18 protein-coding genes are annotated in these 25,734 nt (G+C 68.4%); 11 read left to right on the top strand and 7 right to left on the bottom strand.

Features of this window, described 5'->3' with window-relative positions; all coding sequences use genetic code 11:
- Nucleotides 1-62 precede the first annotated feature (62 nt).
- Nucleotides 63-3,644 (top strand): phosphotransferase, encoded by a 3,582-nt coding sequence (locus tag ACYVKL_RS00810; protein WP_379170158.1) that lies wholly within the window; start codon nucleotides 63-65, stop codon nucleotides 3,642-3,644.
- A gap of 125 nt (nucleotides 3,645-3,769) precedes the next feature.
- Here the strand turns inward: ACYVKL_RS00810 and ACYVKL_RS00805 are convergent, their stop codons facing one another.
- On the bottom strand, nucleotides 3,770-4,225 hold the full coding sequence (locus ACYVKL_RS00805; RefSeq protein ID WP_379170156.1) for a nitroreductase/quinone reductase family protein: 456 nt from the start codon (nucleotides 4,223-4,225) through the stop codon (nucleotides 3,770-3,772).
- A gap of 74 nt (nucleotides 4,226-4,299) precedes the next feature.
- Nucleotides 4,300-7,575, bottom strand: a complete 3,276-nt coding sequence (locus tag ACYVKL_RS00800; RefSeq protein WP_379170154.1) for an ATP-binding protein — start codon at nucleotides 7,573-7,575, stop codon at nucleotides 4,300-4,302.
- Between the two features lie 103 nt (nucleotides 7,576-7,678).
- On the opposite strand from ACYVKL_RS00800, the gene ACYVKL_RS00795 reads away from it, so the two are divergent.
- The 3 genes from ACYVKL_RS00795 (at nucleotide 7,679) to ACYVKL_RS00785 (ending at nucleotide 10,475) form a co-directional block, all read left to right on the top strand.
- A complete protein-coding gene (locus tag ACYVKL_RS00795; protein ID WP_357200875.1) occupies nucleotides 7,679-8,353 on the top strand; it encodes a hemerythrin domain-containing protein in 675 nt (224 codons plus the stop codon).
- 92 nt (nucleotides 8,354-8,445) lie between these two features.
- Entirely contained in the window at nucleotides 8,446-9,672 is a 1,227-nt protein-coding gene (locus ACYVKL_RS00790) for a cytochrome P450 (RefSeq protein ID WP_357200872.1), read from the top strand.
- Between the two features lie 101 nt (nucleotides 9,673-9,773).
- The gene (locus ACYVKL_RS00785; protein ID WP_213555016.1) at nucleotides 9,774-10,475 is read left to right on the top strand and encodes a TetR/AcrR family transcriptional regulator; all 702 of its coding nucleotides are present in this window, start codon (nucleotides 9,774-9,776) and stop codon (nucleotides 10,473-10,475) included.
- A gap of 100 nt (nucleotides 10,476-10,575) precedes the next feature.
- Here ACYVKL_RS00785 and ACYVKL_RS00780 read toward each other — a convergent pair whose 3' ends face one another.
- The 3 genes from ACYVKL_RS00780 to ACYVKL_RS00770 form a co-directional block, all read right to left on the bottom strand.
- Entirely contained in the window at nucleotides 10,576-11,382 is an 807-nt protein-coding gene (locus tag ACYVKL_RS00780; protein ID WP_379170151.1) for a tyrosine-protein phosphatase, read from the bottom strand.
- A 159-nt stretch (nucleotides 11,383-11,541) separates the two neighbouring features.
- The gene (locus ACYVKL_RS00775; protein WP_379170149.1) at nucleotides 11,542-13,785 is read right to left on the bottom strand and encodes an MMPL family transporter; all 2,244 of its coding nucleotides are present in this window, start codon (nucleotides 13,783-13,785) and stop codon (nucleotides 11,542-11,544) included.
- Between the two features lie 116 nt (nucleotides 13,786-13,901).
- A complete protein-coding gene (locus ACYVKL_RS00770) occupies nucleotides 13,902-15,290 on the bottom strand; it encodes a threonine/serine exporter family protein (RefSeq protein ID WP_379170652.1) in 1,389 nt (462 codons plus the stop codon).
- A 138-nt stretch (nucleotides 15,291-15,428) separates the two neighbouring features.
- Between ACYVKL_RS00770 and ACYVKL_RS00765 the strand changes: the two genes are divergently transcribed.
- The 3 genes from ACYVKL_RS00765 to ACYVKL_RS00755 all read left to right on the top strand — a co-directional run bounded on the left by ACYVKL_RS00765 (nucleotide 15,429) and on the right by ACYVKL_RS00755 (nucleotide 20,377).
- On the top strand, nucleotides 15,429-17,336 hold the full coding sequence (locus ACYVKL_RS00765; protein ID WP_379170147.1) for an acyl-CoA dehydrogenase family protein: 1,908 nt from the start codon (nucleotides 15,429-15,431) through the stop codon (nucleotides 17,334-17,336).
- Between the two features lie 193 nt (nucleotides 17,337-17,529).
- Nucleotides 17,530-19,680, top strand: coding sequence for an MMPL family transporter (locus tag ACYVKL_RS00760; protein ID WP_379170145.1), 2,151 nt, complete (start codon nucleotides 17,530-17,532; stop codon nucleotides 19,678-19,680).
- 22 nt (nucleotides 19,681-19,702) lie between these two features.
- Nucleotides 19,703-20,377 carry a phosphatase PAP2 family protein gene (locus tag ACYVKL_RS00755; protein WP_379170143.1) on the top strand — a complete coding sequence of 225 codons (675 nt, stop codon included), beginning with the start codon at nucleotides 19,703-19,705 and terminating at the stop codon, nucleotides 20,375-20,377.
- Here the strand turns inward: ACYVKL_RS00755 and ACYVKL_RS00750 are convergent.
- Nucleotides 20,346-21,239 (bottom strand): nuclease-related domain-containing protein, encoded by an 894-nt coding sequence (locus tag ACYVKL_RS00750; protein WP_379170141.1) that lies wholly within the window; start codon nucleotides 21,237-21,239, stop codon nucleotides 20,346-20,348. The genes ACYVKL_RS00755 and ACYVKL_RS00750 overlap by 32 nt on opposite strands.
- An 84-nt stretch (nucleotides 21,240-21,323) precedes the next feature.
- Nucleotides 21,324-23,018 carry a GMC oxidoreductase gene (locus ACYVKL_RS00745; protein ID WP_379170139.1) on the bottom strand — a complete coding sequence of 565 codons (1,695 nt, stop codon included), beginning with the start codon at nucleotides 23,016-23,018 and terminating at the stop codon, nucleotides 21,324-21,326.
- A gap of 132 nt (nucleotides 23,019-23,150) precedes the next feature.
- On the opposite strand from ACYVKL_RS00745, the gene ACYVKL_RS00740 reads away from it, so the two are divergent.
- From ACYVKL_RS00740 to ftsR, 4 genes are all read left to right on the top strand, one after another.
- On the top strand, nucleotides 23,151-23,768 hold the full coding sequence (locus ACYVKL_RS00740; RefSeq protein WP_379170137.1) for a CDP-alcohol phosphatidyltransferase family protein: 618 nt from the start codon (nucleotides 23,151-23,153) through the stop codon (nucleotides 23,766-23,768).
- 63 nt (nucleotides 23,769-23,831) lie between these two features.
- The gene (gene gcvH / locus ACYVKL_RS00735) at nucleotides 23,832-24,230 is read left to right on the top strand and encodes a glycine cleavage system protein GcvH (RefSeq protein ID WP_379170135.1); all 399 of its coding nucleotides are present in this window, start codon (nucleotides 23,832-23,834) and stop codon (nucleotides 24,228-24,230) included.
- 185 nt (nucleotides 24,231-24,415) lie between these two features.
- Complete coding sequence (garA, locus tag ACYVKL_RS00730) at nucleotides 24,416-24,883, top strand: glycogen accumulation regulator GarA (protein ID WP_213555026.1); 468 nt, start codon at nucleotides 24,416-24,418, stop codon at nucleotides 24,881-24,883.
- 11 nt (nucleotides 24,884-24,894) lie between these two features.
- Entirely contained in the window at nucleotides 24,895-25,713 is an 819-nt protein-coding gene (gene ftsR / locus ACYVKL_RS00725) for a transcriptional regulator FtsR (protein ID WP_455566193.1), read from the top strand.
- Nucleotides 25,714-25,734: the final 21 nt, after the last annotated feature.

The following is a 25,734-nucleotide window of genomic DNA, read 5'->3' as shown; positions in this document are numbered from 1 at the left end:
CCGTATAGTCGAGGTCCTACGGTAGGCGTTGGTACACGGTCGCCGTCGGTGGGGGGTACAGGGTGTCCGGCTCGTCTGATCTGCGATCGCTGTTCAGCTCCGGTGGGGACGACATCGCCGCCGTGGACGTCTTCACCAATCGCCACGACGAATGGTCCGCGGTAGCCGAAAGTCTGGTCACCCACGTCAACGACCAGCGGGACGGTCACTTCCGAATCGATGATTTCGCGTGCCCGCGCCGGAACGTTCTGGTGTTCTACGGTGTCGGAGGGATCGGGAAGACCACCTTCTCGCAACGCCTCGAAACCCACCTCGGTGTCACCGGAGCCCGTGGCGCGGAGACCTTCTGGTCTCCCATCCCCGACCAGATCGGACGCTTGCTGCCGGTCCGCATCGACCTCGCACGCCAGGGCGGCGTCGGATTCGAGGACGCGCTGCTGGCGGTCCGGCTGGCATTGGGAAGGCTGGGGCGCCCGCTGCGGGCGTTCGACATCGCGTTGCGATGCTACTGGGAGATCAACCACCCCGGCGAACCGCTCGAAGGCTACCTGCATCGGCATGGGCTGCTACGCCGACTTTCGGAGAAGGCCGCCGTCCCCGAGGACCTCCGCGCGGTGATGGAAGACCTGTCCGGCGCGGTCGAACTGCCCAGCGCGGTCGGTGCGAGCGCACTCGGATTCGTCACCGGTCTCACGAAAGCCTTGCGGGAACGCCACGACAAGGTCCGCGCACTGTCGCGGTGCACCCGGCTGCCGGACCTCCTCGATGCGCCACAAGACATCGATACGCTGTCCTATTTTCCACACCTGCTCGCCTGGGATCTCGCGCAGATTCCCGCGAAACATGCTGCGACGCCGGTGATCCTGCTCGATACCTTCGAAGACATCACCGAACGTGGACATCGGGACGTGGAGAAGCTGTATCAGCGCATGGTGTGGTTGATGCCGAACGCCCTGTTCGTCATCACCGGCCGCAATCGGCTGCAGTGGGATGAGACCCGCCTCGAAGGCCAGCTCGACTGGACCGGGCCCCACCGATGGCCGAACCTGGCGGGCGACGCCGCCACCGAGCCCCGCCAGCACCTCGTCGGATACCTTTCCGACTCCGATCGCGACCACTACCTGCGTACACGCCTCACCCGCAGTGGCCGACCCGTCATCCCCGATAATGTGCGCGCGGAGATAGCAACTCGCTCGTACGGTCTTCCGCTGTACCTCGACCTCGCGGTGATGCGGTTCCAGGACGTCCTCGCTCGCACCGGCGCGGCCCCCGGGCCCGAAGAATTCCAGCGCGACTTCCCGGCGCTCGTCGCCCGCATCATGCGGGACCTCTCTCCGGACGAGCGGACCGTCCTCAGGACGGTGAGTCTGCTCGACGCGTTCTCGATCGACCTGGCTACCACCGCATCCCGACTACCCCGGGACTCCGCCGCCCTGAACCTGGTGGAGCGACCGTTCATCACCAACGACCGCGAATCCCCCTGGCCCTACCGGCTCCATGAACTGCTTCGCACCGCCGTCCGTGCCGCCGACGCCGCCACCGAAGACCGGTGGTCGCCCGCCGACTGGCGGCGTGCCGCGCAATCGACCTTCACGGCTCTCCGCGACCAAGTCCCCACAGCTTCCGGTTACCGATCGCGGCGACAGTTGATGGCATGTCTCACCCAAGGGTTGTGGCTGGCCTGCGAATTCGACCTCGAACCCAGCTGGCTGCTCGAGTCCGCATGGCGTTATGTCCTGGAATCCATCTGGGAACCTCTCGCGCTTCCCGCCCCGGACAGCGACGGGGCAGCCGCAGCCATAGCGCGTACGCTGCACGCGATCTCACTCGGGCAGCGGGCACATCGCCGCGACAGCGTGGACGAGCTGTCCGCGGTGCTGTCGATAGCGGGGTTGCCGCCGAGCGTGGAAGACCTCACTCGCTACTACCTCGGCGAGAATCAACGTCACCTCGGCCTCTATCGCGAGTCCGCGGACAATATGCGCCATGTTGCCGTCGGCGACAGTCCTCTTGCCCGGCAAGCACTACGCGGACTGTCGCACATCGCCCGTCACCTCGGCGACTTCCCCGAGGCGCTGTCCACGATCGAAGCGCTCGACCACGACACCCACTACTTCCGCGCTTTGGGACACCTGTGGTGGGTCCACGGCGAAATCACCCTCGCCTGCTCCGCGTATCACGCTGCCCGGCAGGTCGCACTCGACCAGGATCAGCCCGGCCCAGCCGCCCTCGCCCAAGCCGGTCTCGCATTCGCCGCGGCGTTCGACGATCCCGCCCGTGCCACCAGCCAGATCGCCCTCGCCAACGCACTGCTCCATGGACTGAACCAAACCTGGTCCCAGGCGCAGGTTTCCACCGCAGTGCTGCTGCAAGCGGCGGGCAGTGACAACGGGCTCGCCGGGCACGCCGCCGAACTCGAATACTCCTACACCCGTGCAGGGCTCGGCTCCGCGCTCGCCTACCTGCGGTTCGCAGTCTGCTACCACCACGCCATCCGGGGCGAGCAGCCCGAACTCCGTGCAGCGCTGGCCTCCCTGGAGGAATCCACCAGCGACGGTGAGTACCGGTACCTCGTCGATATCGTTCGCCACCTCGCCGGCATCGAACCCGATCCAGACCACGCCGGCCCACAATGGATCGGTGGCACCGACAGCGTTGTCGGACGATGGCGTGGCATGGTCGCAGCCCGCAGAGCAGCGCTCGGGCTCCAACCCGTCGACCCGGCGCGCGACAGCGATACGCTCGATCCCATGACCGGCACTACATCGTCCGCGTTCACCAGTGAATCCGCCACCCGCGCACTGCGACTCGCAGCGCTCGAATCCGGTCTACCGATCGGCGACGCCCGCCTCATCCGCATCGGCGAGAATGCGATTTACGCCCTCCCCGCCGCCGGCGTCATCGCCCGCATCGCCCGCAGCGACGCCAACCTCTCGCGCGTCGAGAAGGAACTCGCCGTCGCCCGCTGGCTGGCCCGCAACGATTTCCCCGCCGTCCGGATCGCGGAGAATCTTCCCCAACTGGTGCGGGTCGATGGTCGTGTCGTCACTTACTGGGACCTCGCCGACACCGAGGGCACCGCGACCATCGACCAACTCGCCACGCTACTGCGAGAATTCCACGCGCTACCGGCTCCAGACTTCCCACTGCCGACATTCGACCCATTCACCGCGGTCCCCGGTCGCCTGGCCGACGCCGGGAGCGCCGACCCCGCCGACGTCGCGTTCCTCACCGACCTCTACCACGACCTGCGCACCCGCTATCAGTCGCTTGAATTCACCGACCTCGGCGTCATTCACGGCGACGCCCACCAGGGCAACGTCATCCCCACCTCGACCGGACCGCTGCTGTGTGACTTCGAAGTCGTCGCGTTCGGCCCGAAGGCATGGGACACAACAACAATTGCCATGACCGTCGACCGCTTCGACCTCGGCGCAGCCGACTACCACCGGTTCACCGAAATCTACGGCGACGACGTCACCGAACAACCCCACTACCCGCTACTGCGCGATATCCGAGAACTGACCATGGTCACGTGGCTCATGCAGCTCGTAGGCCTGAGCGACAGGCACGCGGCAGAATTCCGGCACCGGGTCACGAGCATGCGAGGGGGCGACCGCCAGCAGAAGTGGAATGCCTTCTGAGTGAGGGGTTCGCCGGGGCGGCAGCAGGGTCCTGGCTGTTCCGAATCCATTTCTGCAACACGGTCATCGATGAGATCGGTTGTCCCCTCACCGTTCTGAACACATGACGAATCGCTGAACGCCGATCAGTGTTCGGCGTGCGGGGCCAGCTCGACCAGGGGAATGACTCGGGTGGTGCGCTTCTGGTAATCCGCGTAGCCGGGGTAGGCCTGTACGACCTGTGGCCAGCGAGCCTCGCGCTCGGCGGCGGGGAGGACGCGGGCGGTCATGGGTTGTGAAGGGCCGTGCTGGAAGGACACTTCCACCGACGGGTCGGCGGACAGGTTGTGGAACCAGGCGGGGGAGATGGTGTCACCGCCGCGTGAGGCCACGATGAGGTAGCGGGGGCCGTCTACGACCGGGACGGTCAGGACGACGGTGTGCTGGCGGCCGGTGCGGCGGCCGGTGGTGGTGAGGGTCAGGGTGGGCATGTTCTTGAAACGGGTGCCCAGGCGGCCTGCGGTGACGTCGAGCAGGCGGCGGTGCATCGTGGTCGAGGTCTTCAGGAACAGCTCGTTGGCGGTGCGGCGGATGTCGGGCACGGCGGGCTCCTCTGTCGGGTCGGACGGTCGAGCACTACGGTCGCGCCACTCACTTGTAGACGACCAGTGACCGGTCAGTCGCGCAGGCGCGCCCGGGCGGCGGCGATCCACGCTGGGTTTCCGCAACCTTGCGCGATATCCAACGCGGCGCGATGGTGCTCGACGGCCAGAACGGCCTCGCCATGCCGGGCCGCCAGATCGCCGAGCACGATATCGACCGGACCGACGACATACGCGCCCGTGTCGGCGCCGCCCAGACGACCCCGGTAGGCCAGCAGCTCGGTGTAGACCGTCGCGGCCTCGTGGGGTGTGCCCAACTCCGCGACCACCATGCCGCGCAGGGTGAGGAAGAACGAGCGGAACAGGTCGTGCCGGACGGGTTGTGCTCGGCGCCAGGTCGATTCGGCGGCGGCACGGTCACCGGCGGCGAGTAGGACCAGTGCGTGGAAGTCGACGACCGCGTCCAACGACACCGCGTCGGCCTGCTCGATGAACGTGGTGAACACCGGCGCCAGTTCGGCCAGCCGCCCGCGGCCCAGATGGACCGTGAAGATGGCCATCAGCACGATGCCGTCCGCATTGATAATGCCTGTGCCGGTGAGCAATTCACCGGCGCGCAGGTAATGGCGCTCGGCGTCGTCGGGGTCACCGGAGGCCAGCGCCAGCAGCCCGCGCGCCATCGCGTTGGCCAGCTGGGCCTGCCGCCACTGATAGCGGTCGGCCGGCACCGTGGTCGCCTCGAGATGCGCGCGGGCCGCGGCCAGGTCCCCGGCGGAGGCGGCGGCCTGCAACGCGATGGTGTGGCCCAGCAGCTGATACCTGTGATCGCCGGTGCGCCGCCCGACCTCGATCAGCTCGGTGCCCAGCGCGCCGCGATCCGGGGTGTCGTAGAGCGAGGACCGGGCCTGCAGCGCCGGTGCCAGCAAGGTGTCGTCGCCCAGTTCGCGGGCGATCCGCTCGGCCTCGGCCGCCGCCGGGCTCGCCTGTTCGCCTGCCTCGCCGCCGATCTCGTCGACCAGCGCCACCAGCAGACGGCAGCGGCCGGCCGGGGACAGGCCCGGAAAGCGTAGCGCGTTCTCCAAGCGGGCGACGATCGGATGTTCGACCACGCCGTATTGCCGGTTCATCCAGGGGGTCGGCGCGTCCCAGGCGGTGAAGGCCCGCACCACCAGGTCCGGGCGATCGGCATCCTCGGCCAGCCGCACCGCCAGGTCGCGGACGGCTCGGGCGGCGAGCGTGGACCCGGCGGACAGATGATCATGACCGGCCTTGCCCAGCAATGCGACTCGTTCGTCGACGGTTTCGTCGCGGGGGAGTCGCTCCAGCGCGGCGACCGCGCGTTCGTAACCGGTCGCGGCGATGTCGTAGGCGAAGCGACGCTCGGCTCGTTCGGCCGCGGCCACCGCGTAGCGGGCGGCCCGCCGCGCCGTCTCCGGGGTCACCGATTCGCCGTAATGGTGGGCCAGAGCGGTCAGATCGTCCGGGGCGATCTCCTCCAGGGCGGCCCCGATCCGGCGATGCCAGCGGTCGCGGCGGATCCGCGACAGATCCCCGAGCAGGGTGTCGCGGACCAGGACGTGGGTGAAACGGGCACGGCCGCTGGCGGGTTCGTCGAGCAGTCCGGCGACACTGCCCGCCTCGACCGCGTTGAGCACGTCCTCTTCACCCACCTCCGCGGCCCGCAGCAGCACCGCGAGATCGAACTCACGGCCGATCACCGCCGCCAGGCGCAGCAGTGCCACATCGGTCTCCGGCAAGCGGGACAATCTGCGGCGCAGCACATCTCGCACGCCCTCGGGGACCTCGGACGCGGCGACCAGCTCACCCTCGCTGCGCAGCAGCCGGGCGATCTCGGTGAGATAGAAGGGGTTGCCGCCGGTGCGTTCGTGCAGGGTCTCCAGCACCGAGTCCGCCGGGGCGCTCCCGGTCAGCGCGGCGACGAGCCGGGCACTGTCCTCGATTCCCAGGCCGCGCAGCTGGATTCGCGCCCGGATCGTGGTCGCGAGACCGGCCAGGGCGGTGGTCAGCGCGGGCGGCGACTCATCGGGGCGGTAGCCGATCACGACGAACACCGGCGCCCGGGTGGCGGCCGCGGCGAGCAAGGCGGCGGTCTCGGCATCACAGCGATGGACATCGTCGAACAGAATCGCCAGCGGCCCCTCGGCCGCCACGGCGGTGAGGTAGTCGCACACGGCGCGGTGCAGCAGGAACCGGCTGTGTGCGCGGTCGGCCTCGGGTGCGCCCGCGGCGTCGGTGAGCAGGGGAGCGAGCGCGGGCGCGAGTTCGGCGGGGTCGTGATCGGCGGCCAGGGCCCGCAGGATCTCGACCCACGGCCACGCCGAGGGTGCGGCCTCGTCCTCGGGGCAATGACCCAGCACCACGCGATAACCCGCGTCCCGCAGGTCGTCGCGCAGGCGGCGCAGCAGCGAGGACTTGCCGCTGCCCGCCTCACCCACCACGGTCGCGGTCCGGGGACCGGGAGCCGCGGCTGCCGCGTGCAGGGCGGCGAGTTCGGTTGTGCGGCCGAGGAACTCGGGGGACGCCGGACCCGGAACCTGATCACGTGGCGGCTCGGGGACGGCGATCACCCGCTCCTGCACCGGGATTCGCTGGGCGAGGATGTCGGCCTCGAGCCTCGCCAGGGCCGGTCCCGGATCGATGCCCAACTCGTCGGCGAGCACCTCGCGCGCCTGCCGCAGCGCCGCGAGCGCGTCGGCTTGACGGCCCGCGCGATAGCGCGCGAGCGCGGTGAGCCGCCACGCCTCCTCCCGCAACGGATGCTCGCGGCAGAGCACCTCGGCCGCGGCCGCCGCCAGGGCCGGTTCGTCCTGCTCGAGCAGCGCCGCGGCGAGCTGTTCGCGCGCGCTCAACCGCAGCTCCTCGAGTCGCACGGCCTCCGCGCTCGCCCAGGACTCCTGCGCGAAAGCCCCGTACGCGGGACCCTGCCAGGCGGCCAGCGCCTGTTCGAGCGCGCGTCGCCGGGCACGCGGATCGTCCAGTCGCGCAGCCGCGTCCAGGTCGGCGCCGAACGCCCACGCGTCCACCTCGGCGGTGTCGAGTCGCAGCGCGTACCCGGGAGCGCGGCTGATCAGCACCGTCGCCGGTGTGCGCGGCGCGCGATCCGGTTCCAGCAGCCGCCGCAGATTCGATACGTAGGCCTGCAGCGAACCCAGCGCCCGGGGCGGCGGCTCACCGCGCCACAGGTCATCGATCAGCCGATCGACCGGCACCACCTCGCCCCCGGCGACCAGCAGCCGCGCCAGCACACCGCGTTGCCGCGGCCCGCCGAGATCGAGTTCACCGCGCTCACCGGACGCGGTCAGCGCCCCGAGTACCCGAATCCGAACCATGATCGGGCAATTCTAGGACGGCCGCCGCCAAGTCCGCCTCGAGTCGATTCCAAGCGCCCCGAAGCACTCTCGTCGCAGTATCCGACCTCGACAGGAGCAGCCCATGCGCACCGACACCGCCCACGCCCGTCCCGACACCTACGACATGGTGGTCGTGCACAACGCCTTTCGCCGGCACTTCCGCGCCCTGCCCGCCCTGGTGGCCGGGGTCGCCGCGGGTGATGTCGAGCGCGCCCGCCTGCTCACCGGCTTCCTGGAGGAATTGAACACCGGGCTGCACAGCCATCACACCGGGGAGGACGAGCTGATGTGGCCGCTGCTGCTCGAACGCGCCCCGGCCGCCTCGGCCCTGATCCTGCGCCTCGAGGAGCAGCACGAGCGCATCGCCGAACTGTCGACGCGCGCGCTGCGCGACGCGGCCGAGTTCGCCACGGCGGCCGAGCCCGCGGCGCGCGACCGGTTCGCCGCGACCGCGACCGCGCTCGCGGCCGCCCTCGACGAGCATCTGGCCGAGGAGGAGACGCACATCCTGTCGGTCGTGCAGGACGTCATGACCGTGCCGGAGTGGCGGGCGCTCGGCGAGCGCGGGCGCGCGCACATGCCCAAGGACCGCCAATTGGTCTTCCTCGGCTTCCTCCTGCACGCGGCCTCGGCGCCCGATCGGCACAAGGTGCTCGCCGAGCTCCCGCTGCCCGCGCGCCTGGCGTGGCGACTGCTCGGCCGCCGCACCTTCGACCGGGAATATCGCCAGGTCTACGGCACCGAACCGAACTGGTGACAGATCAAATGAACGCTATTTAGTAATAGGTGTTCACAAAGGGCCCTGTGGTGTGGTTCACTCGTCGTCGAACGTGTTCCAAAGGAGGTTCCGTGTCCGCGCCGTCCATTCCCCCCGGTTTCGACTTCACCGATCCCGACCTGCTGGCCTCGCGCCTGCCCGTCGAGGAATTCGCCGCTCTTCGCAAGCAGGCCGCTCCGTTCTGGGTGCCGCAGGCCGATGGCCTGACCGGCTTCGACGACGGCGGCTACTGGGCCATCTCCCAGATGGATGACATCAAGGAGATCTCCAAGAACCCCGAGCAGTTCTCCTCCGAGGAGAACACCGCGGTCATCCGCTTCTACGGCGACATCGCCCGCGAAGAGATCGAGGTGCAGCGCTACCTGCTGCTGAACCAGGACCCGCCGCGGCACACCAAGCTGCGCCGCATCATCTCCAAGGGCTTCACCCCGCGCGCCATCGAGTCGCTGCGCAACGCCCTGCGCGAGCGCGCCGAGAAGATCGTGCACGAGGCCAAGAAGAACGGCTCCGGCAACTTCGTCGAGCAGGTCGCCTGCGAGCTGCCGCTGCAGGCCATCGCCGAGCTGATCGGCATCCCGCAGGAAGACCGCGGCAAGATCTTCGACTGGTCGAACCAGATGATCGGTTACGACGACCCCGAATTCAACGGTGACCACAAGGTCGCCACCGCCGAGGTCATGGGCTACACCTACAACCTCGCCGAGCAGCGTCGCGCCTGCCCGATGGACGACATCGCCTCCACCCTGCTGCACGCCGACCTCGACGGCGAGTCGATGGCCTCGGACGAGTTCGCCTGGTTCATGATCCTGCTCTCGGTGGCCGGCAACGAGACCACCCGCAACGCCACCACGCACGGCATGAAGGCGTTCGTGGACAACCCGGATCAGTGGGAGATCTACAAGGAGCAGCGTCCGCGCACCGCTCCCGACGAGATCGTCCGCTGGGCCACCCCGGTCATCGCCTTCCAGCGCACCGCCACCGAGGACCTCGAGCTCTCCGGCGCCTCGATCAAGAAGGGGCAGCGCATCGGAATGTTCTACAGCGCGGCCAACTTCGACGAGAACCACTTCGAGGACCCGTACAAGTTCAACGTGCTGCGCAACCCGAACCCGCACGTCGGCTTCGGCGGCACCGGCACCCACTACTGCGTCGGCGCCAACCTGGCCCGCCTGCAGCTGGACCTGATCTTCAACGCGATCGCGGACGTGATGCCCAACATCCGTCAGCTCTCCGAGCCGGTCCGCCTGCGTTCGAGCTGGCTCAACGGCATCAAGAGCTGGGAAGTCGCCTACGAGTGAGCGACTCGGCCCCGGACAAGGTAGCTTTTCGTAACCAACCTGGGGCCCCGTTCATCTCGAAATCTGGAGTCAACTTGAGTGAACCTCGCCGACGCGGCCGAATGCCGGCGGTCAGTGACGCCGATATCCGGCGCGTCGCGCGGTCACTGCTGGTCGACCACGGCCCGGACGCGATCACGCTCCGGGCCATCGCGCGGGAGCTGGGCATCACCGCTCCCGCGCTGTACCGGTATTACGAATCGCGCGACGACCTGGTCGCCGCTGTCCGCACCGACGTCTGCCTCGATCTGGCGAAGGATCTGGAGGCGGCCGTCGAGGGCCTGCCCGACGACGCGGGCACCCGCTTCTTCGCCATCTGCCGCGGCTTCCGCCGCTGGGCGCTGACCCATTCGCGTGAATTCACCCTGGTCTTCGCCTCCCCGGTGACCGCCGGAATCACCAGCGCCATGCAGCAATTCGGCGAACCCGTCGGCCGCATCTTCCTCGGCGCGGCCGGCCGCCTGCTCACCGACTACGCCGTCGTCACCACCCCCACCGAGCTCATCCCGCCGGAACTCCGCGACGACCTCATCAAGTTCCAGACCGAACTGCTGCGCGTCCTGGCCGATTCGGGCCAGAAGTTCCCCGCCGAGAAGCTCGACCTCGGCGTCAGCTACGTCATGATCCAGTTCTGGGCCCGCCTCTACGGCCACGTCACCCTCGAGGTCTTCGGCAACTACCCGATCCAGATCTCGCACCCCGACGTCCTTTTCGATTCCACCCTCGCCGATATCGGCCGCGGCATAGGGCTCGTCGCGGGCTGAGCGGCTACCGCCGGAGTCGACGGAAGTCGAACCGGCGCTGTGCGATACGAATCGTGGCCCGCACCCGATCGGATACGGGCCACTCGGCGTCGATCCTCGGTCAGGCCAGCATCTTGGCCTTGAGCGCCGCGATATCGGCGGCGGTCAGCCCGAGGCCGTTGCTCACGTAGTTGGCGAAGCTGCCGTAGGTCGTATTCGCCTGGGCGAAGGCCGAATCCAGCTCGGCGGTGGTCACACCGTTGTTGACATCACCGGCGGCGGCGTTGCGGTAGTAGCTCGACAGCATGAAGTCGTAGTAGACGGTGTCCTTGTCGACCCCCAGCAGGGTCAGCAGCACCGCACCCGCCCAGCCGGTGCGGTCCTTGCCCGCGGTGCAGTGGAACAGGACACCGCCGTTGTTGTAGGCGATGTCGCGGATCACGTCGGCGAAGCCGGCGTTCGCGCCCGGAGCGGTGATGAACTGCGGATACGCGTTCGCCGCCGACGACGCCGTGCTCAGCCCCGATAGCGGCGAGAGCCCGCCCAGGACGTCGTCATGGTGCTCGGTCGCTCCGGCGGGGATCTTGTCGGCGCCGGCGAGCAACTGCTCGTAACCGGTGCGCAGATCGTGCACCGAGACCACGTTGTGCGCGGCCAGCGACGCGATGTCGGCGGTGGTCGCCGAACCCAGTGCGGCGGTGCGGAATACCAGACCGGTGCGGACGACGTGACCGTCCGCGGTCCGGTAACCACCGGCGTCGCGGGCGTTCTGCACGCCGGACAGGTTCAATGAACGTGCTGCCGGATCGAGCAGGACATTGCCGGTCGCCACCGGCGGATCGACCGCGAGCGCGAGGCCCGGCGAGACCCCGAAGGTCAAGGCGGCGGCCAGAATCACGCTCGCGCCGATCGTGCGAGGTCGGATCATGGGTGTTCCCTTCGATAGACGCCCGGCGCGCGCCGGTGCACGGAGCACCATGGCAGGACAGTCGAGCCTTTAACTAACGTTGTGTCTATCGAATAGATATACAGTCAGTGAACACCGCGTGTGGCAGGAATGAGCCGCGCTGTCGGGTGCGGCTCGAGATCAGGATCGGGTGTCGACGAGTTCGCGGGGCACGGGTTGCTCGCGCTCGTCGTCGAGGATGGGTTCGCTCAGGCCGATGCGCTGCTGGATGCGCTTCATCCAGGCCGGGGCCCACCAGCACCAGTCGCCGAGCATCTTCATGACCGCGGGGACGAGCATCATGCGCAGCACGGTGGCGTCGATGACGAGCGCGGCGATCATGCCGTAGGCGATGTACTGCATGAGGACCAGGTCCGAGAAGGCGAAGGCACCGGTGACGACCAGCAGGATCAGCGCGGCGGCGGTGATGATGCGGCCGGTGTGGGCGGTGCCGGAGCGGATGGCCTCCTCGGTGGTCGCGCCGCGGGTGCGGGCCTCGACCATGCGGGACAGCAGGAAGACCTCGTAGTCGGTGGACAGGCCGTAGATGATCGCGATGATCAGGAACAGGATGTTGGCCTGGATCGGCTGAGGGGTGAAGTTCAGCAGGGTCGCGCCGTGACCCTCGGTGAAGATCCAGGTCAGGATGCCGAGGGTGGAACCCAGGCCCAGGACGCTCATGAACGCGGCCTTGAGCGGCAGGATCAGGGATCCGAAGGTGAGGAACATCAGGATCGTGGTGGCCGCCAGGACCAGCGCGATCATCAGCGGGAGCCGGTTCAGCAGGGCCGCGATGGTGTCGTGCTGGACGGTCGGGACACCGGTCACCATGAGGGTGGTGTCCTCGGAGGTCTCGAGATTGCGCAGGAAGTCGACGGTCTTGTCGTACTTGCTGGAATCGACCAGATACGCCTGGGTCTTGTAGATCGTCGGATCGGTCTGCGAGCGGGTCGGGATCTCGAACCCGGACGGCAGCAGACCCGGAGCGAAACTCGCCCGTTCGACCAGCGGACCGACCTGGGTGCTGTCGGCGGTGACGATGACCAATTCGATCGGATCGGATTTACGCAGCGGGAAATAGGTGTCGATCTCGTGCTGGGCCACCCGCACCGCATTGTCCGGCGGCAGATACTTCTCGCTGAAACCGCCGAAGGCGATATTGCGCACCGGCAGGATCAGCACCAGCAGCCCGAGGATCAGCACCGCGGTGATCTTGCGCGGATGCCGCATCACCCAGCCGGTCCAGCGGCCCCAGAAACCGTGCTCGACATTCGCCGCCGAATCGCCGCGGCGGAATCGTTCGATGCCCAGGGCATTGACCCGCTTGCCCAGGATCGCCAGCATCGCGGGCAGGATCGTGACCGCCGTGAACGCCGCCAGGGTGACCGTGGCGATCGCGCCGTAGGCGATCGACTTCAGGAACCCCTGCGGGAACAGCAGCATGCCGGCCAGACTCGCGACGATCATCGTCGCCGAGAACACCACCGTGCGCCCGGCCGTTGTCACCGAACGCCGCACCGCGGTCGGAGTGTCGTAGCCGGCGGCCACCTCCTCGCGGAACCGGCTCACGATGAACAACGCGTAGTCGATGGCCAAGCCCAGCCCGATCATCGAAACGACCGGGGCCACGAACGAATTCACCTCGGCGAAATTCGTGATCCACCGGACGATGCCGTTCGCGCCCAGAATGGTCAGCACACCCATCATCAGCGGCAGCGCCGCGGCGACCACACCGCCGAAGATGAAGAACAACAGCACCGCCACCGCCGGAATGGCCAGCAATTCCATGCGATGGGTGTCGGCCGAGATGGTGTCGGTCAGCGCCGTCCCGATCGGCTGCAGGCCGCCGACCTGCACGTCGATCCCCGGCACGTTGAACGCGTTCTTCACCGCCACGTAATGGGCCGAGAGCGTGTCGCCGGTCTCACCCTTGAGTGCGATCGAGGCGAGCGCACGCGTCTTGTCCTTCGTCGCGAGCCCGGCCTGTGAACCCAGCGTCGAGGTCACCCCGGACCAGTAGGTCGCGTTGACCGCCTCGATCTCGTTGGGGAACCGGTGCGTGAGGCTGTTGAGGCTGTCCACCACCGGCTGATTCACGGCCGGATCGTCGACGCTCGTGCCGTCCGGAAAGTGGTAGAGGATGACCATGTCCGCGGCGTGATTGGGCCCGAACGCACCCGCCGCCAACTGCGCGGCCTGCACCGATTCCGAATTCGGATCATCCAGACCGCCCGCGCTGAGGCGTCCTTCGAAGCCCCACGCGTAGCCGCCGAGGGCCAGCAATGCGGCCGCGACACCGGCGAGCACCAGGAAACGATGGCGGGCGACGAGTTGTCCCCATAGCGCGAAGACATCTCGTTCGCGCGGGCGGCGGCTCGTGGTCATACTGCACGGTAACAGGGGAGCTCGGAATTAATTAAAAGCGTTGTATGGCAATACAATTAGAAAATCGATAAACGTGATTTCGTGATAGATGAATGGTATTTCACCAGGTCGCGGAATCAGTGCGAGGCCAGGCGCGGCCGGCGCAGCGCGCCCATGCGCTGCACGATGCGGGGACGGCGCAGGTCACGGGCCATCCATTCACCGAGGGTGACACCCGCCGCCAGCGCGAGGCCCACCGCGAAAGCGCTGAACAACTGGTTCAGCCCGATGATCAGTTCGTCGTTGAGCAAGGCGTAGAGGCCGCGATAGACCTTCAGGCCCGGAAGCAGAGGAGTGATTCCCGCGACCGCGACCACCAGCGGGGGCGTCAGCGCGCGCCGCGCCAGTAGACCACCGGCCAGGCCCACCACGGTGGCCGCCACTCCCGAGGAGATGATCGGGCCGAACCCGAAGTGCTGCACCAGCAGATACACGATGGTGGCCGCGCCACCGCTGAACGCGGCCGCCGCCAAGGCTCGCTGCTCCGCGTAACAGGCCAGCGCGAAGGCTCCCGCGGTGAGCGCGCCGGCGAACAGCTTCAGCGGCAGATTGGTCAGGTCGCGGGTGGAGGTCATCTCGACCGTCGGGACCGTCGCCTCGAACACCTCGGCCACACGCAGTGTCAGTGCGATGCCGGCGATGATGCCGCCGGTCATCATGATCACCTCCAACATTCGGGCCGACGCGGTGACCGGCGCCCCGGTGATCGCGTCCTCGACCGCGCCGACCAGTTGTAAACCGGCCAGCAGCACCGCGATTCCGGCGGCGATGATGAGCGCGGGATCCAGGTGCAGGTTCGCGGCGAAGGTCGACACCAGCACCGCGGGTGTGGCCGCGATGATGCCGCCGACCATGTGCTGGAAGAAGAACGGCAGCCCGCGCCGGTTGAGCAGGCGGTTGGTGCGATCGATGAGGGTGGTGGTGCCGAAACTCAGCAGGGCGATGAGCCAGCCGCCGTTGAGCAGCAGCGCCACCCCCGCCGCCATCAACGCCCAGCCCAGCGTCGCCGACCAGCGCGGGTACGGGTGTGGCGCGGAGGTGATCTCGTCCAGGGCGGCGAGCGCGTCCTGCGGCGGCACCAGTTCCGAGCGGATGCGGCGGGTGAGGCGGTCCACGGCGGCCAGCCGGGTGAAGTCGAGGGCACGGTAATGCACGACGCGCATGGTGGTGGCGGGCGGGAGCCGGGTGCCGCGGTCGGCGGAGATACGGATCGAGTTGTAGGTGACGTCGATATCGCAGTGGGACAGACCGTAGGTGGCGGCGATGAATTCGATCTGGGTGGTGGTGTCCATCACCGCGGTGCCGGAGGCGAGCACCACTTCGCCGACTCGTTCGGCCAGATCGAGGACCTCGGTGACGGTGGCGTCATCGGTGAGGTCGATGGGCCGCACCGGAGCGGGCATGTCCACCAGGGTGTCCGCGGTCGCGCGGTGATCGGCGACCACCCGATCCGACACCGTGGTCAGCAGTCGCCGCCACCGGGTGCGCGGCCCGGCGGGCCGCCCCACCGACTTGGTAGCAAACTTGTTGCTCACAGTAAGAAACGTACACGGGCGACCGAGATCACCAGGATGAGCAGGTCCGTGGCAGTAGTGTTTCGAAGTATGGCGACGAGCGGCGTTTCGATTGCGGAAGAGCTACGCACGGCACTCGACGGCCCCTGGCGTGCGGTCCGGGAGCGGGTTCGCGCCCTGCTCGACGACGACCGGCTCTACGGCGACCCGAGCCTGGACCTGAAGGCGGCGCGCGCCCGCGTGCTGGAACAGATGCGGCTGGTCTCCACTTTCGACTGGGTCGAAACCGGCTTCCGCCATCCCGACGGCACCCCGGGCGACGCGGGCGGGGTGGTCACCGCGCTCGAGATGCTCGCCTACACCGACCTGTCGCTGTGGGTGAAAAGCGGTGTGCAGTGGGGACTTTTCGGTGGCGCGGTCGAGAACCTGGGCACCGAGCGGCACCGGAAGTACCTCGACGAGCTGATCCCGCTGCGCCTGCTCGGCTGCTTCGCCATGACCGAGACCGGGCACGGCAGTGACGTCGCCAATCTGGAGACCACCGCCACCTACGACCCGGCCACCCGGGAGTTCGTGGTGCACAGCCCGACTCCGTCGGCCCGCAAGGACTACATCGGCGGCGCCGCCGAACACGCCCGCATGGCAGCGGTTTTCGCGCAGCTGATCACCGGCGGCGAATCCAAGGGCGTGCACTGCTTCCTGGTGCCCATCCGCGACGAGGCCGGCGGCGACCTGCCCGGGGTCACCACCTCCGACTGCGGTTACAAGGGCGGGCTGCCCGGCGTCGACAATGGCCGAATCCTGTTCGACCAGGTCAGGATTCCGCGCGAGAACCTGCTCAACCGCTACGCCGACGTGGCCGAGGACGGCGCCTACAGCTCCGACATCGAGAATCCGAGCCGCCGCTTCTTCACCACCCTGGGCACCCTGGTGCGCGGGCGGGTCAGCGTGGGCGGCGCGGCCGCGGCGGCGGCGCGGGTCGGGCTCAGTATCGCCGTGCGCTACGCCGAGCAGCGGCGGCAGTTCGCCGATCCCGACACCGGCCAGGAGACGGTGCTGCTGGACTACCGCAGCCATCAGCGCCGGCTGCTGCCGCTGGTAGCGCGTTCCTACGCATTGGCTTTCGCGCAGAACGATCTCGTGCGCCGCATGCACCTGGTACAGACCGGGCAGGACACCGACCCGCGGGCGCAGCGCGCACTGGAGAACCGCGCCGCCGGGCTCAAGGTCGCGCAGACGCGTTTCGCCACCGCCGCCATCCAGGAATGCCGCGAAGCCTGCGGCGGCGCGGGCTATCTCACCGAGAACCGACTGGTCACCCTGAAGGCCGACACCGATGTGTTCACCACCTTCGAAGGTGACAATGTGGTGCTCACCCAGCTGGTAGCCAAGGACCTGCTGACCGCCTACGCCGACGAGGTGCGAGATCTCGACGCGCTGGGCTGGGTCCGGTTCGCCTCCACCATGGCCCGCGATGTGGTGCGCGAGCGATCCGGTGTGCGGCAGATGATTCAGCGGTTGCGCGACCGCGCCGACGACACCGTGGATGAAGGCGACCTGTCGCGGCGATCACTGCAGCTGCAGCTGCTGGCCGACCGCGAGGACTACATGGTCCGGACCGCGGCGCATCGGTTGCGGGCCCGAGCCAAGGAAACCGGTCCGTTCGAGGCGTTCAACAACGCCCAGGACCACATCCTCGCGGCGGGCTCCGCGCACATCGATCGCCTGGTGCTCGAGGCCTTCATCGACGGCATCGCCGGCATCGAGGACCCCGACGCGCGGGCGCTGGCCGACACGGTCTGCGACCTGTTCGTCTACTCGACCATCGAGCAGAATCAGGCCTGGTACATCATGCATCGGTTCATGTCGGTGGAGCGGGCCAAATCGGTGCGGCGCGGCGTCAACGAACTGGTGGACCGGTTACGGCCGCAGGCGCTCACGCTGATCGAGGGATTGGGTGTACCCGAGGGCGTGCTGCGCGCCGCCATGCTGGACTGAGTCTAGCCCGCCGCGCTGAACCGTTCGGCCGCCCTGCCTCGTTGAGTGGTTGCCCACACGTACTTCTACCGCATGCTGCCGCGATTCAGGATGTGACCCCGACCGTTCCGCCCGCGGACGGCAGATCGCAACGCTGCGAGGGGAAATCATGATCCTGGGGAGGTGCACGTCCGCGCGCCGAGGGGGTCACGCGATGCTCGACAGGCTGATCGCACCGGCGCTGCGCACGCCGAAACTCGTCTTGGCCCTGGTTGCCATCGCGTTCGTCCTGTGCGGGGCGATCGGCACCCAGGCCACCGCCCGGCTGTCCAACGGCGGATTCGTCTCCAACCACTCCGAGTCCGCGCAGGTCGGCCGGATCCTGGAACGTGACTACGGCATCTCCGGCATGCAGCTCGTGCTCACCGTCGAATCACCCGGCGGCGCACAGGATCCGGCGACCGCCGCCCGCGGCAAGGAGATCGCCCAACGGCTGAAGGGCGATTCGCGGGTGTCCAAGGCGGTATCGCCGTGGACCGAACCGGCGCTGTCCAAGACACTGATCAGCGCCGACGGCACGATCGGGCTGATCGTGGCCGAGGTGCGCGGCGACGAGAACGTCGCACCGGGCTCGGCCCGCGACCTGGCCGCCGAATTCACCGGCGCCCAGGGCGATGTCACCGTCCGCGCCGGCGGGCAGGCCATGATCTGGAATCAGACGGGTGAGCAGACCCGCAAGGATCTGGGCCTGGCCGAGGCCATCGCGCTGCCGCTGACCTTTCTGCTGCTGGTGTGGTTCCTCAGAAGCCTGGTGGCCGCAGCCATTCCGTTCGTCACCGGCGTGGTCGCCATCGCGGGCACCAGCGCGGTGCTGTACCTGCTGACCTACGTCGTCGAGCTGTCGGTGTTCGCGCTCAACATCACCACCGCGATCGGGCTGGCGCTGGCCGTCGACTACTCGCTGCTCATCATCGGACGGTATCGGGAGGAGATCGCCGCGGGCCGCGACCGCACCGCGGCCCTCACCGTCGCCATGCGGCGCGGTGGTCGCGCGGTCGCCTTCTCCGGGCTCACGGTCGGGATTGCACTGGTGGGAATGCTGTTCTTCCCCATGGCCTTCCTGCGCTCCATGGCCGCGGCCGGGCTGGCGGTGGTGGCGCTGTCCATCCTGCTCGCCCTGACCCTGGTGCCCGCCCTGCTGACGGTGCTTGGCGACCGCATCAACCGGAAACCGTTGCGCGAGGCCGCACCCGTCGAGGCGAGCCTGCTGTATCGGGTGGCGCGCGCGGTGCAGCGGCGGCCCGCGGTGTGCGCGCTGCCGGTGCTCGCGCTGCTACTGATCCTCGGCGCGCCCATCGCGGGCCTGCGACTCGGGCTGCCCGACGACCGCGTACTGCCCGCGACCCTGCAATCGCATCAGGTGGGCGATCTGCTGCGAGACCGGTTCGACGACAACGCGACCGGGGCCGTGCACATCATCGTGCCGGGGCGGGGCGTCGACGTGAGCGCCTACGCCGCCGCGCTGTCGCGAGTGCCGGAGGTGGAGGCCGTGATCGAGCCCGCGGGCACCGTCGTCCGCGCGGAGCCGGTGGGCCCGGGCGATCCGGCCGCGGTCGGATCGGATTCGGTCCACCTCACCGTCGCCACCCGCCTCGACCCGTATTCGGAGCGGGCGCAACACCAACTGGCGGCGCTGCACGCGATCGACGCCCCCGCGCCCGCGCTGTTCGGCGGCGCCGCCCAGCAGGCGGCGGACGCGGTTCACGGTGTCGCGCAAGGCTTCCCGAGGGCGTTGGCCTGGATCGCCGTCGTCACCTTCGTGCTGCTGCTCCTGCTCACCGGCAGTGTGGTGCTGCCGCTGAAAGCCCTTGTCCTCAACGTGCTCTCGCTCTCGGCCACCTTCGGCGCGCTGGTCTGGATATTCCAGGACGGGCACCTGGGCGGGCTCGGCACCCAGGTCACCGGATACACCATCGCCACCCTGCCGGTGCTGCTGTTCTGCGTGGCCTTCGGACTGTCCATGGATTACGAGGTGTTCCTGCTCGCCCGCTTCACCGAGGAGTGGGGCCGCTCGGCGAAGACGCGGGCCGACAACGACACCGCGGTGGCGCTGGGCATCGCCCGCTCCGGGCGCATCGTGACCGCGGCGGCCCTGCTCATGGCCGTGGTCTTCGCGGGCATCGCGGCCAGTGAGGTCACCATGAACCGGATGCTCGGACTCGGGCTGGCGCTGGCGGTGCTGATGGACGCCACCCTGGTGCGCATGGTGCTGGTCCCGGCGTTCATGCGGGCGATGGGCACCGCCAACTGGTGGGCGCCGCCGCTGTCGCGGTCGCTGCTGGAACGGGCCGCGCTGCGGGAATGACCCCGGACGCTATCGTGCAGACGTGAGCAGACCGACCACCCCCGTCCCCGCGCTCCCGGCGAGCAGGCCCCACCCGGCCGCCCTGCCCGCCGTGATCCTGGCGGGGGTGATCGTCACCCTGCTTGTGCCGCTGACCTTTCCGGCGGGCGGCGGGTCGACCGGCGCGGATCTGACTCTCGAAGACGGCATTCACTCGGCGCTGGACGCGCACACCTGGGTGTATCGAGTGCTGGTGTTCCCCAGTGACAGTCCCGTCGTGCTGACCATGCTCGTCGCGTTCGCGGCCTGGAGGGCCTACCGGCGGCAGTGGTGGCAGGCCGGGTTCACCCTCGTCGCGCCGGAAGTCGTGGTGGCGATCAATACCTATGCGCTCAAACCGTTCTGGGAGCGCAAGCTCGAGCACTATCTGGCCTACCCGAGCGGGCACACGGTCCAGTTGGTCGCGGTGGTGACGGCGTTCGCGCTCGTGACCGAATCCCGGCGCGTGCGGAGCGTGACGGTGATCGTGATGGCGGTGGTGCTGCCCGCCGTCATGATCGGCATGGTGGGTCTCGGATACCACCATCCGACCGACGTCGTCGGCGGGACAACGGCCGCCGTGGCGCTCGTGAGCGCCCTCTATCTGCCGTGTCGCTACCTTGCGGCAACCCGGCCGGAGCGGGCCCTCAGTAGAACGCCGCCGCCCCCGCCAGAATGAACCACACCACCCACAGGGCCGCGATCACGAAGCCCAGGGTGAGCATCAACCGCATGAACCCGCGCGCCACCTCGATCCGATCGCCGCGGCGCGGATAGAGCTTCGACGGGCTGAACCACGGCGACGGCATCACGAAACCGCGGCCCGATGCGGCCCGCTCCAGCTCCAGCCGGGCCTGCTCCTCGGCGAACGCCTCGGCCTGGGCCTGCTGCGGGCCGCCGTGCCACAGCGTCGGATCCACCGGGCCCAGGAAGCCCTCGTTCAGCAGATCCTGCGGCGCGGGCAGATACGGCAGGATCCCCAGGCCGCGGAACGCCCAGGCCACATCATTGGCCGACCACTGCGGACGACCCCGCGACAGCAGGCCCGTGAAGTGGTCGCGCAGCCGCCGCTCGTCGCCGAGCAGCACCTGGAAACTCGGATCGTTCCACAGCTGGGTGACCTTCAGATTCGAGCCGGGCGGCGGCACCACCAGCACGATGCCGTGAATGACCCGCTGCCCGAGCCCGCGCTCGGCCAGCCAGGTCTGCAGCGCGAAGGTGTGATCGCGCGACTTGTCCAGGGGACTGCGCTTGTCGCCGCCGTCGAAGGCGACGATCCGGTCGCCGATCCGCCACGGGCCGTTGACCGGAACCTGCAGCTCGCCGTCCATGCGTTCGGCCAGCGCCTCGGCCTCGATCACCACGCAGCTGGTCGGCGTCCACACCACCGCGTCGAACGGGTGCAGCTTATCGCCGTGGAACAGACTGCAATTGACGGTCGCGACGCCTTGCGGATCGGTGCTGCCCTTCCAGGTGCGCAGCCAATCGATGAGCACCTTCTCGGCATGGGTCCCGGCGGCGTTCTGCACACGGACGAGCATCCGGCTCTCACCTTCCTCGTCGGATCGATACCGCGAATGGTACGGGCACAACACCCCAAACTACCGCCGGGCACGCCGCCGCGCTCAGTTCGCGGGCACCTCGTGATCTTTCGGGAAGATGGGCAGCCGCAACGCACCCGGCGCGAAGTCCGGCACCGCCGCCGCTTTCGGCGCGACCGGGTTGATCCGGCGGTAGGCCGAGCCCAGCTCCGGACGCGGATCGGCCTCGTTTCGATTGGGCCAGAACGCCATTGCGCGCTCGGCCTGCGCGGTGATGGTCAGCGACGGGTTCACGCCCAGATTCGCCGTCACCGCCGAACCGTCGGCGATGTGCAGGCCCGGGTGGCCGAACACGCGCTGATACGGGTCCACCACACCGCTTTCCGGGCCCTCGCCGATCACGCAGCCGCCGATGTAGTGCGCGGTGGCCGGGATGTCGAACACGTCCATGGCCAGCATCTGCACATCGCCGTCGACCTTGGCGCCGAAGCGGCGGCCGACCTCGTGCGCCAGCGGGATCCAGGTCGGATTCGGCTGGCCCGTGCCCTGTTTCGTCTTCAGCTGCCCCCACCGTCGGAACGAGGTCAGCGAGTTGTCGAGGGACTGCATGACCAGCAGGATGACCGACCGCTCCGAGGCCCGGCGGGCATTGAGACTGCGCGCGAACACCACCGGATGCAGCACCATGGCCAGCAGGAAGCGCAGGAACCGGAACGCACCGCCGTCCACCAGCGGCACCGACAGCGGGAACAGGCCGTTCTGGCCCTTGCCGTAGTGGCAGACCTCGACGTGGGTGTCGGGCTCGGGGTGGATCGAGGAGGTGATGGCGATGCCCTCGGCGAAATCGTCACGGGCCTTGCTGACCACGTTGAGGATCGCCTCGGAGTTGGAGCGGGTCAGCTCGCCCAGCCGCGGCGACAGGTTCGGCAGCACGCCCTCGTCGCGCATCTTGTGCAGCAGCTTCTGGGTGCCCAGCGCGGCCGCGGCGAACACCACCTGCTCGGCGGTGAACACCTTGCGGCCCTTGCGAATCCAGCGGTCCGAACGCTGCGTCTCGATGGCGTATCCGCCGCCGGTCATGGGCCGCACCTTGGTGGCGGTGGTCAGCGCGAACACGTGCGCGCCGGCCTGCTCGGCCAGGTACAGGTAGTTCTTGGGGGTGGTGTTCTTGGCGTTGTGCGGGCAGCCGGTGAAACAGCGGGCGCAGTGGATGCAGCCGGCACGCCGGGGTCCCGCCCCGCCGAAGTAGGGGTCCTCGACCTCCTCGCCGGGCGCGTCCTCGTTGAAGAACACGCCGACCCGGGTGGGGTGGAAGGTGTCGGCGACGCCGAGATCCTCGGCGACCGAGCGGATCACGTCGTCGGCGGGGGTCATGCGCGGATTCGGGGCCACGCCGAGCATGCGCTGCGCCTGGTCGTAGTAGGGGGCCAGCTCGGCCCGCCAGTCGGTGATGTGGGCCCACTGGCGGTCGGTGTAGAACGCCGGCAGCGGCTCGTAGAGGGTGTTTCCGTAGATCAGGGACCCGCCGCCCACGCCCGCCGCGGAGAACACCGCGCACTTGCCCAGCACGCTGATCCGCTGGGTGCCGGTCAAGCCCAGGCGCGGGGCCCAGATCGCCTTGCGCACATTCCAGTTCGTCTTGGGGATGTCCTCGGCGTTCCAGCGGCGGCCGGACTCCAGCACGGCCACCCGGTAGCCCTTCTCGCTCAGCCGCAGCGCGCTGACGCTGCCGCCGAACCCCGAGCCGATGACGACGACGTCATAGTCGAACGCGGCCATGGTCTTTCCTCTCGCATGCCCCGAACCAGTCAATGAGAAGGATTGCACACAATTCTCTCACGGAGTAGGTGGCGAAGCTCGGGGCGGCGTGGCCGGATGGTCATGGCGCGGCGATTACGGTAGGACGGGGTGGTGACAACCGAGCGGAACGCCGAACCGGTGTACAGCGACCGCATCCTGACCGTGCCCAACGTGCTCAGCTTGGTACGGCTGATCGGCGTTCCGGTGTTCCTGTGGCTGCTGCTGGCCGAGAAGGCCGACGGCTGGGCCTTCGCCCTGCTGGTGGCCAGCGGCTTCACCGACTTCCTCGACGGCAAGCTGGCCCGCCTACTGGATCAATCGTCCAAGTTGGGCGCGATCCTCGATCCCCTGGTGGACCGGCTGTACCTGCTGGCGACGCTGGGCGGCTTCCTGATTCGCGGCATCCTGCCCTGGTGGGTGGTGCTGATCCTGGTCGCCCGCGACGCCGTCCTGACCCTCACCCTGGGCATCTACAAGCGCCGCGACCTGCCCCCGCCGGAGGTCATCTACCTGGGCAAGGCCGCCACCTTCGCGCTCATGTCGGCGCTGCCGTGGCTGCTGGCCGGGCAGATGGACTGGGCCGCCGCGGGTTTCGGCCGCGCCTTCGGTGGGGCATTCTTGATCTGGGGCACGGCGGTCTACGTCTGGACCGGAATCCTGTACCTCGGCAAAGCGCTCGCCGTCGCCCGAGCGATACCGCCCGCGCCACACCATGATCACTCCCGATAGGGTGTGCGACGGACGGATCGACGACGATCCCGAAAGGAACCGCCCGTTGAAAGGACACTGCCAGTGACCGCAGTACCCGAGGATTTGCGCTACTCCGATGAGCACGAGTGGATCAAGCTCGTGGGTCCGACCCGGGTACGGGTCGGTATCACCGATTACGCGCAGTCGCAGCTGGGTGACGTCGTGTTCGTGCAGCTGCCCGGGGTGGACTCCGAGGTGGCCGCCGGCGACAGCATCGCCGAGATCGAATCCACCAAGAGCGTGTCCGACATCTACGCCCCCCTCGCCGGGAAAGTCGTTGCGGTGAACGATCTTCTGGACGCCGAGCCGGAGACCGTCAACACCGACGTCTACGGCGACGGCTGGCTCTTCGAGCTCGAGGCCGACTCCGCCGAGGCCCTCGAAGCGGCCCTCGGCAAGCTCCTGGATGCCGCAGGTTATCAAGGAGTTATCGGAGGCTGAAGCAGCCTTCACAGTTCTACCTGCACGGGTACGCCCTGGCAGGGTACGGTCAATGCCAACAGAAGTGCGCGCAGCCGGTGCCCGGATTTTCCGGACCTACCCGAGGCGGGGAGCGGCCGGAGTGCCGCATCGCTGAGGGCATCAATTGCTTGCATGGATTATTCGGTTCGAGGAGGAGAGCAAGGGTGAGCGAGAACAAGGACCCGGGTTACCAGGAAACGGCAGCAGAGACCACTTCGGTGTTCCGTGCCGACTTCCTGAACGAGGTCGACACGTCGCGCACCGAGCAGACCGGCGAGCAGCCGGTGCAGGGGGTGGAGGGTCTGCCCGCGGGCGCGGCCCTGTTGGTGGTCAAGCGTGGTCCGAACGCTGGTTCGCGCTTCCTGCTCGACCAGCCGACCACCTCGGCGGGACGCCATCCCGACAGCGACATCTTCCTGGACGATGTCACGGTCAGCCGTCGCCACGCGGAATTCCGCCAGGACGACGACACCTTCCAGGTCGTCGACGTGGGCAGCCTCAACGGCACCTACGTCAACCGGGAGCCGGTGGACTCCTCGGAGCTGCAGAACGGTGACGAGGTCCAGATCGGCAAGTTCCGCCTGGTCTTCCTGACGGGTCCGCGACCGGCGACGAGCGACTCGGCTCTATAGGGACCGAGGGAATGACTGGCGCAGCGCAGTGGACGCGCGGAGGCATGTCGATCGGCTCCGTGCTGGATCTCCTGCGTCCGGATTTTCCGGACATCACCATCTCCAAGATCCGATTCCTGGAATCGGAGGGCCTGATCAGCCCGGAGCGCACGCCCTCGGGGTATCGCCGCTTTCATGTGGCCGACGTCGAGCGCCTGCGCTTCGTGCTGACCGCGCAGCGGGACCAGTACCTGCCGTTGAAGGTGATCAAGGAACAGCTCGAAGCGATCGACAGTGGGGCGGCGACGCTCGGAGTCCGCGAAGCTCGGGCCCGGGCGAACGCCGTGGGAGGAATCGTGCCCGATACCCGAGGGATCCCCGAAGCCTCGGATGCCTTGTCCGCCAACGGAGGCGGCCGCCTGCGCCGGCTGAACGCCGTGCCCGGTGAGGTGTCGCCCGAGGAGCTCCGGTTCGATCACGAAATCCGGATCACCCGGGCGGATCTGCTCGATCAGGCCGGCATCGACGAGAAGTTCCTGACCGAACTGATCCGCGCCAACCTGATCACCCCCGGCGCCGCCGGGTATTTCGACGGCGATGCCGTCACGCTCGCTCGCACCGCCAAGGCGCTGAGCGAATTCGGTTTGGAGGCAAGGCATCTGCGCGCCTTCAAGCTGGCCGCGGACCGGGAGGCCGCCATGGTGGCCCAGATCGCCGCGCCGATCGCCAAGAGCCGCGACGCCGACGCCCGCGCCCGCGCCGAGGAGACGGTCCGCGAATTGGCCGCACTGTCGCTGACGCTGCACACCTGCCTCGTGAAGACCTCGGTGCGCGCTTCCCTCGGCGGCTGAAATCTTCGCCTAGACTCGGTA

The sequence above is a fragment of the Nocardia tengchongensis genome (assembly GCF_054781395.1).
This window is presented reverse-complemented; position numbering and strand designations above follow the sequence as displayed.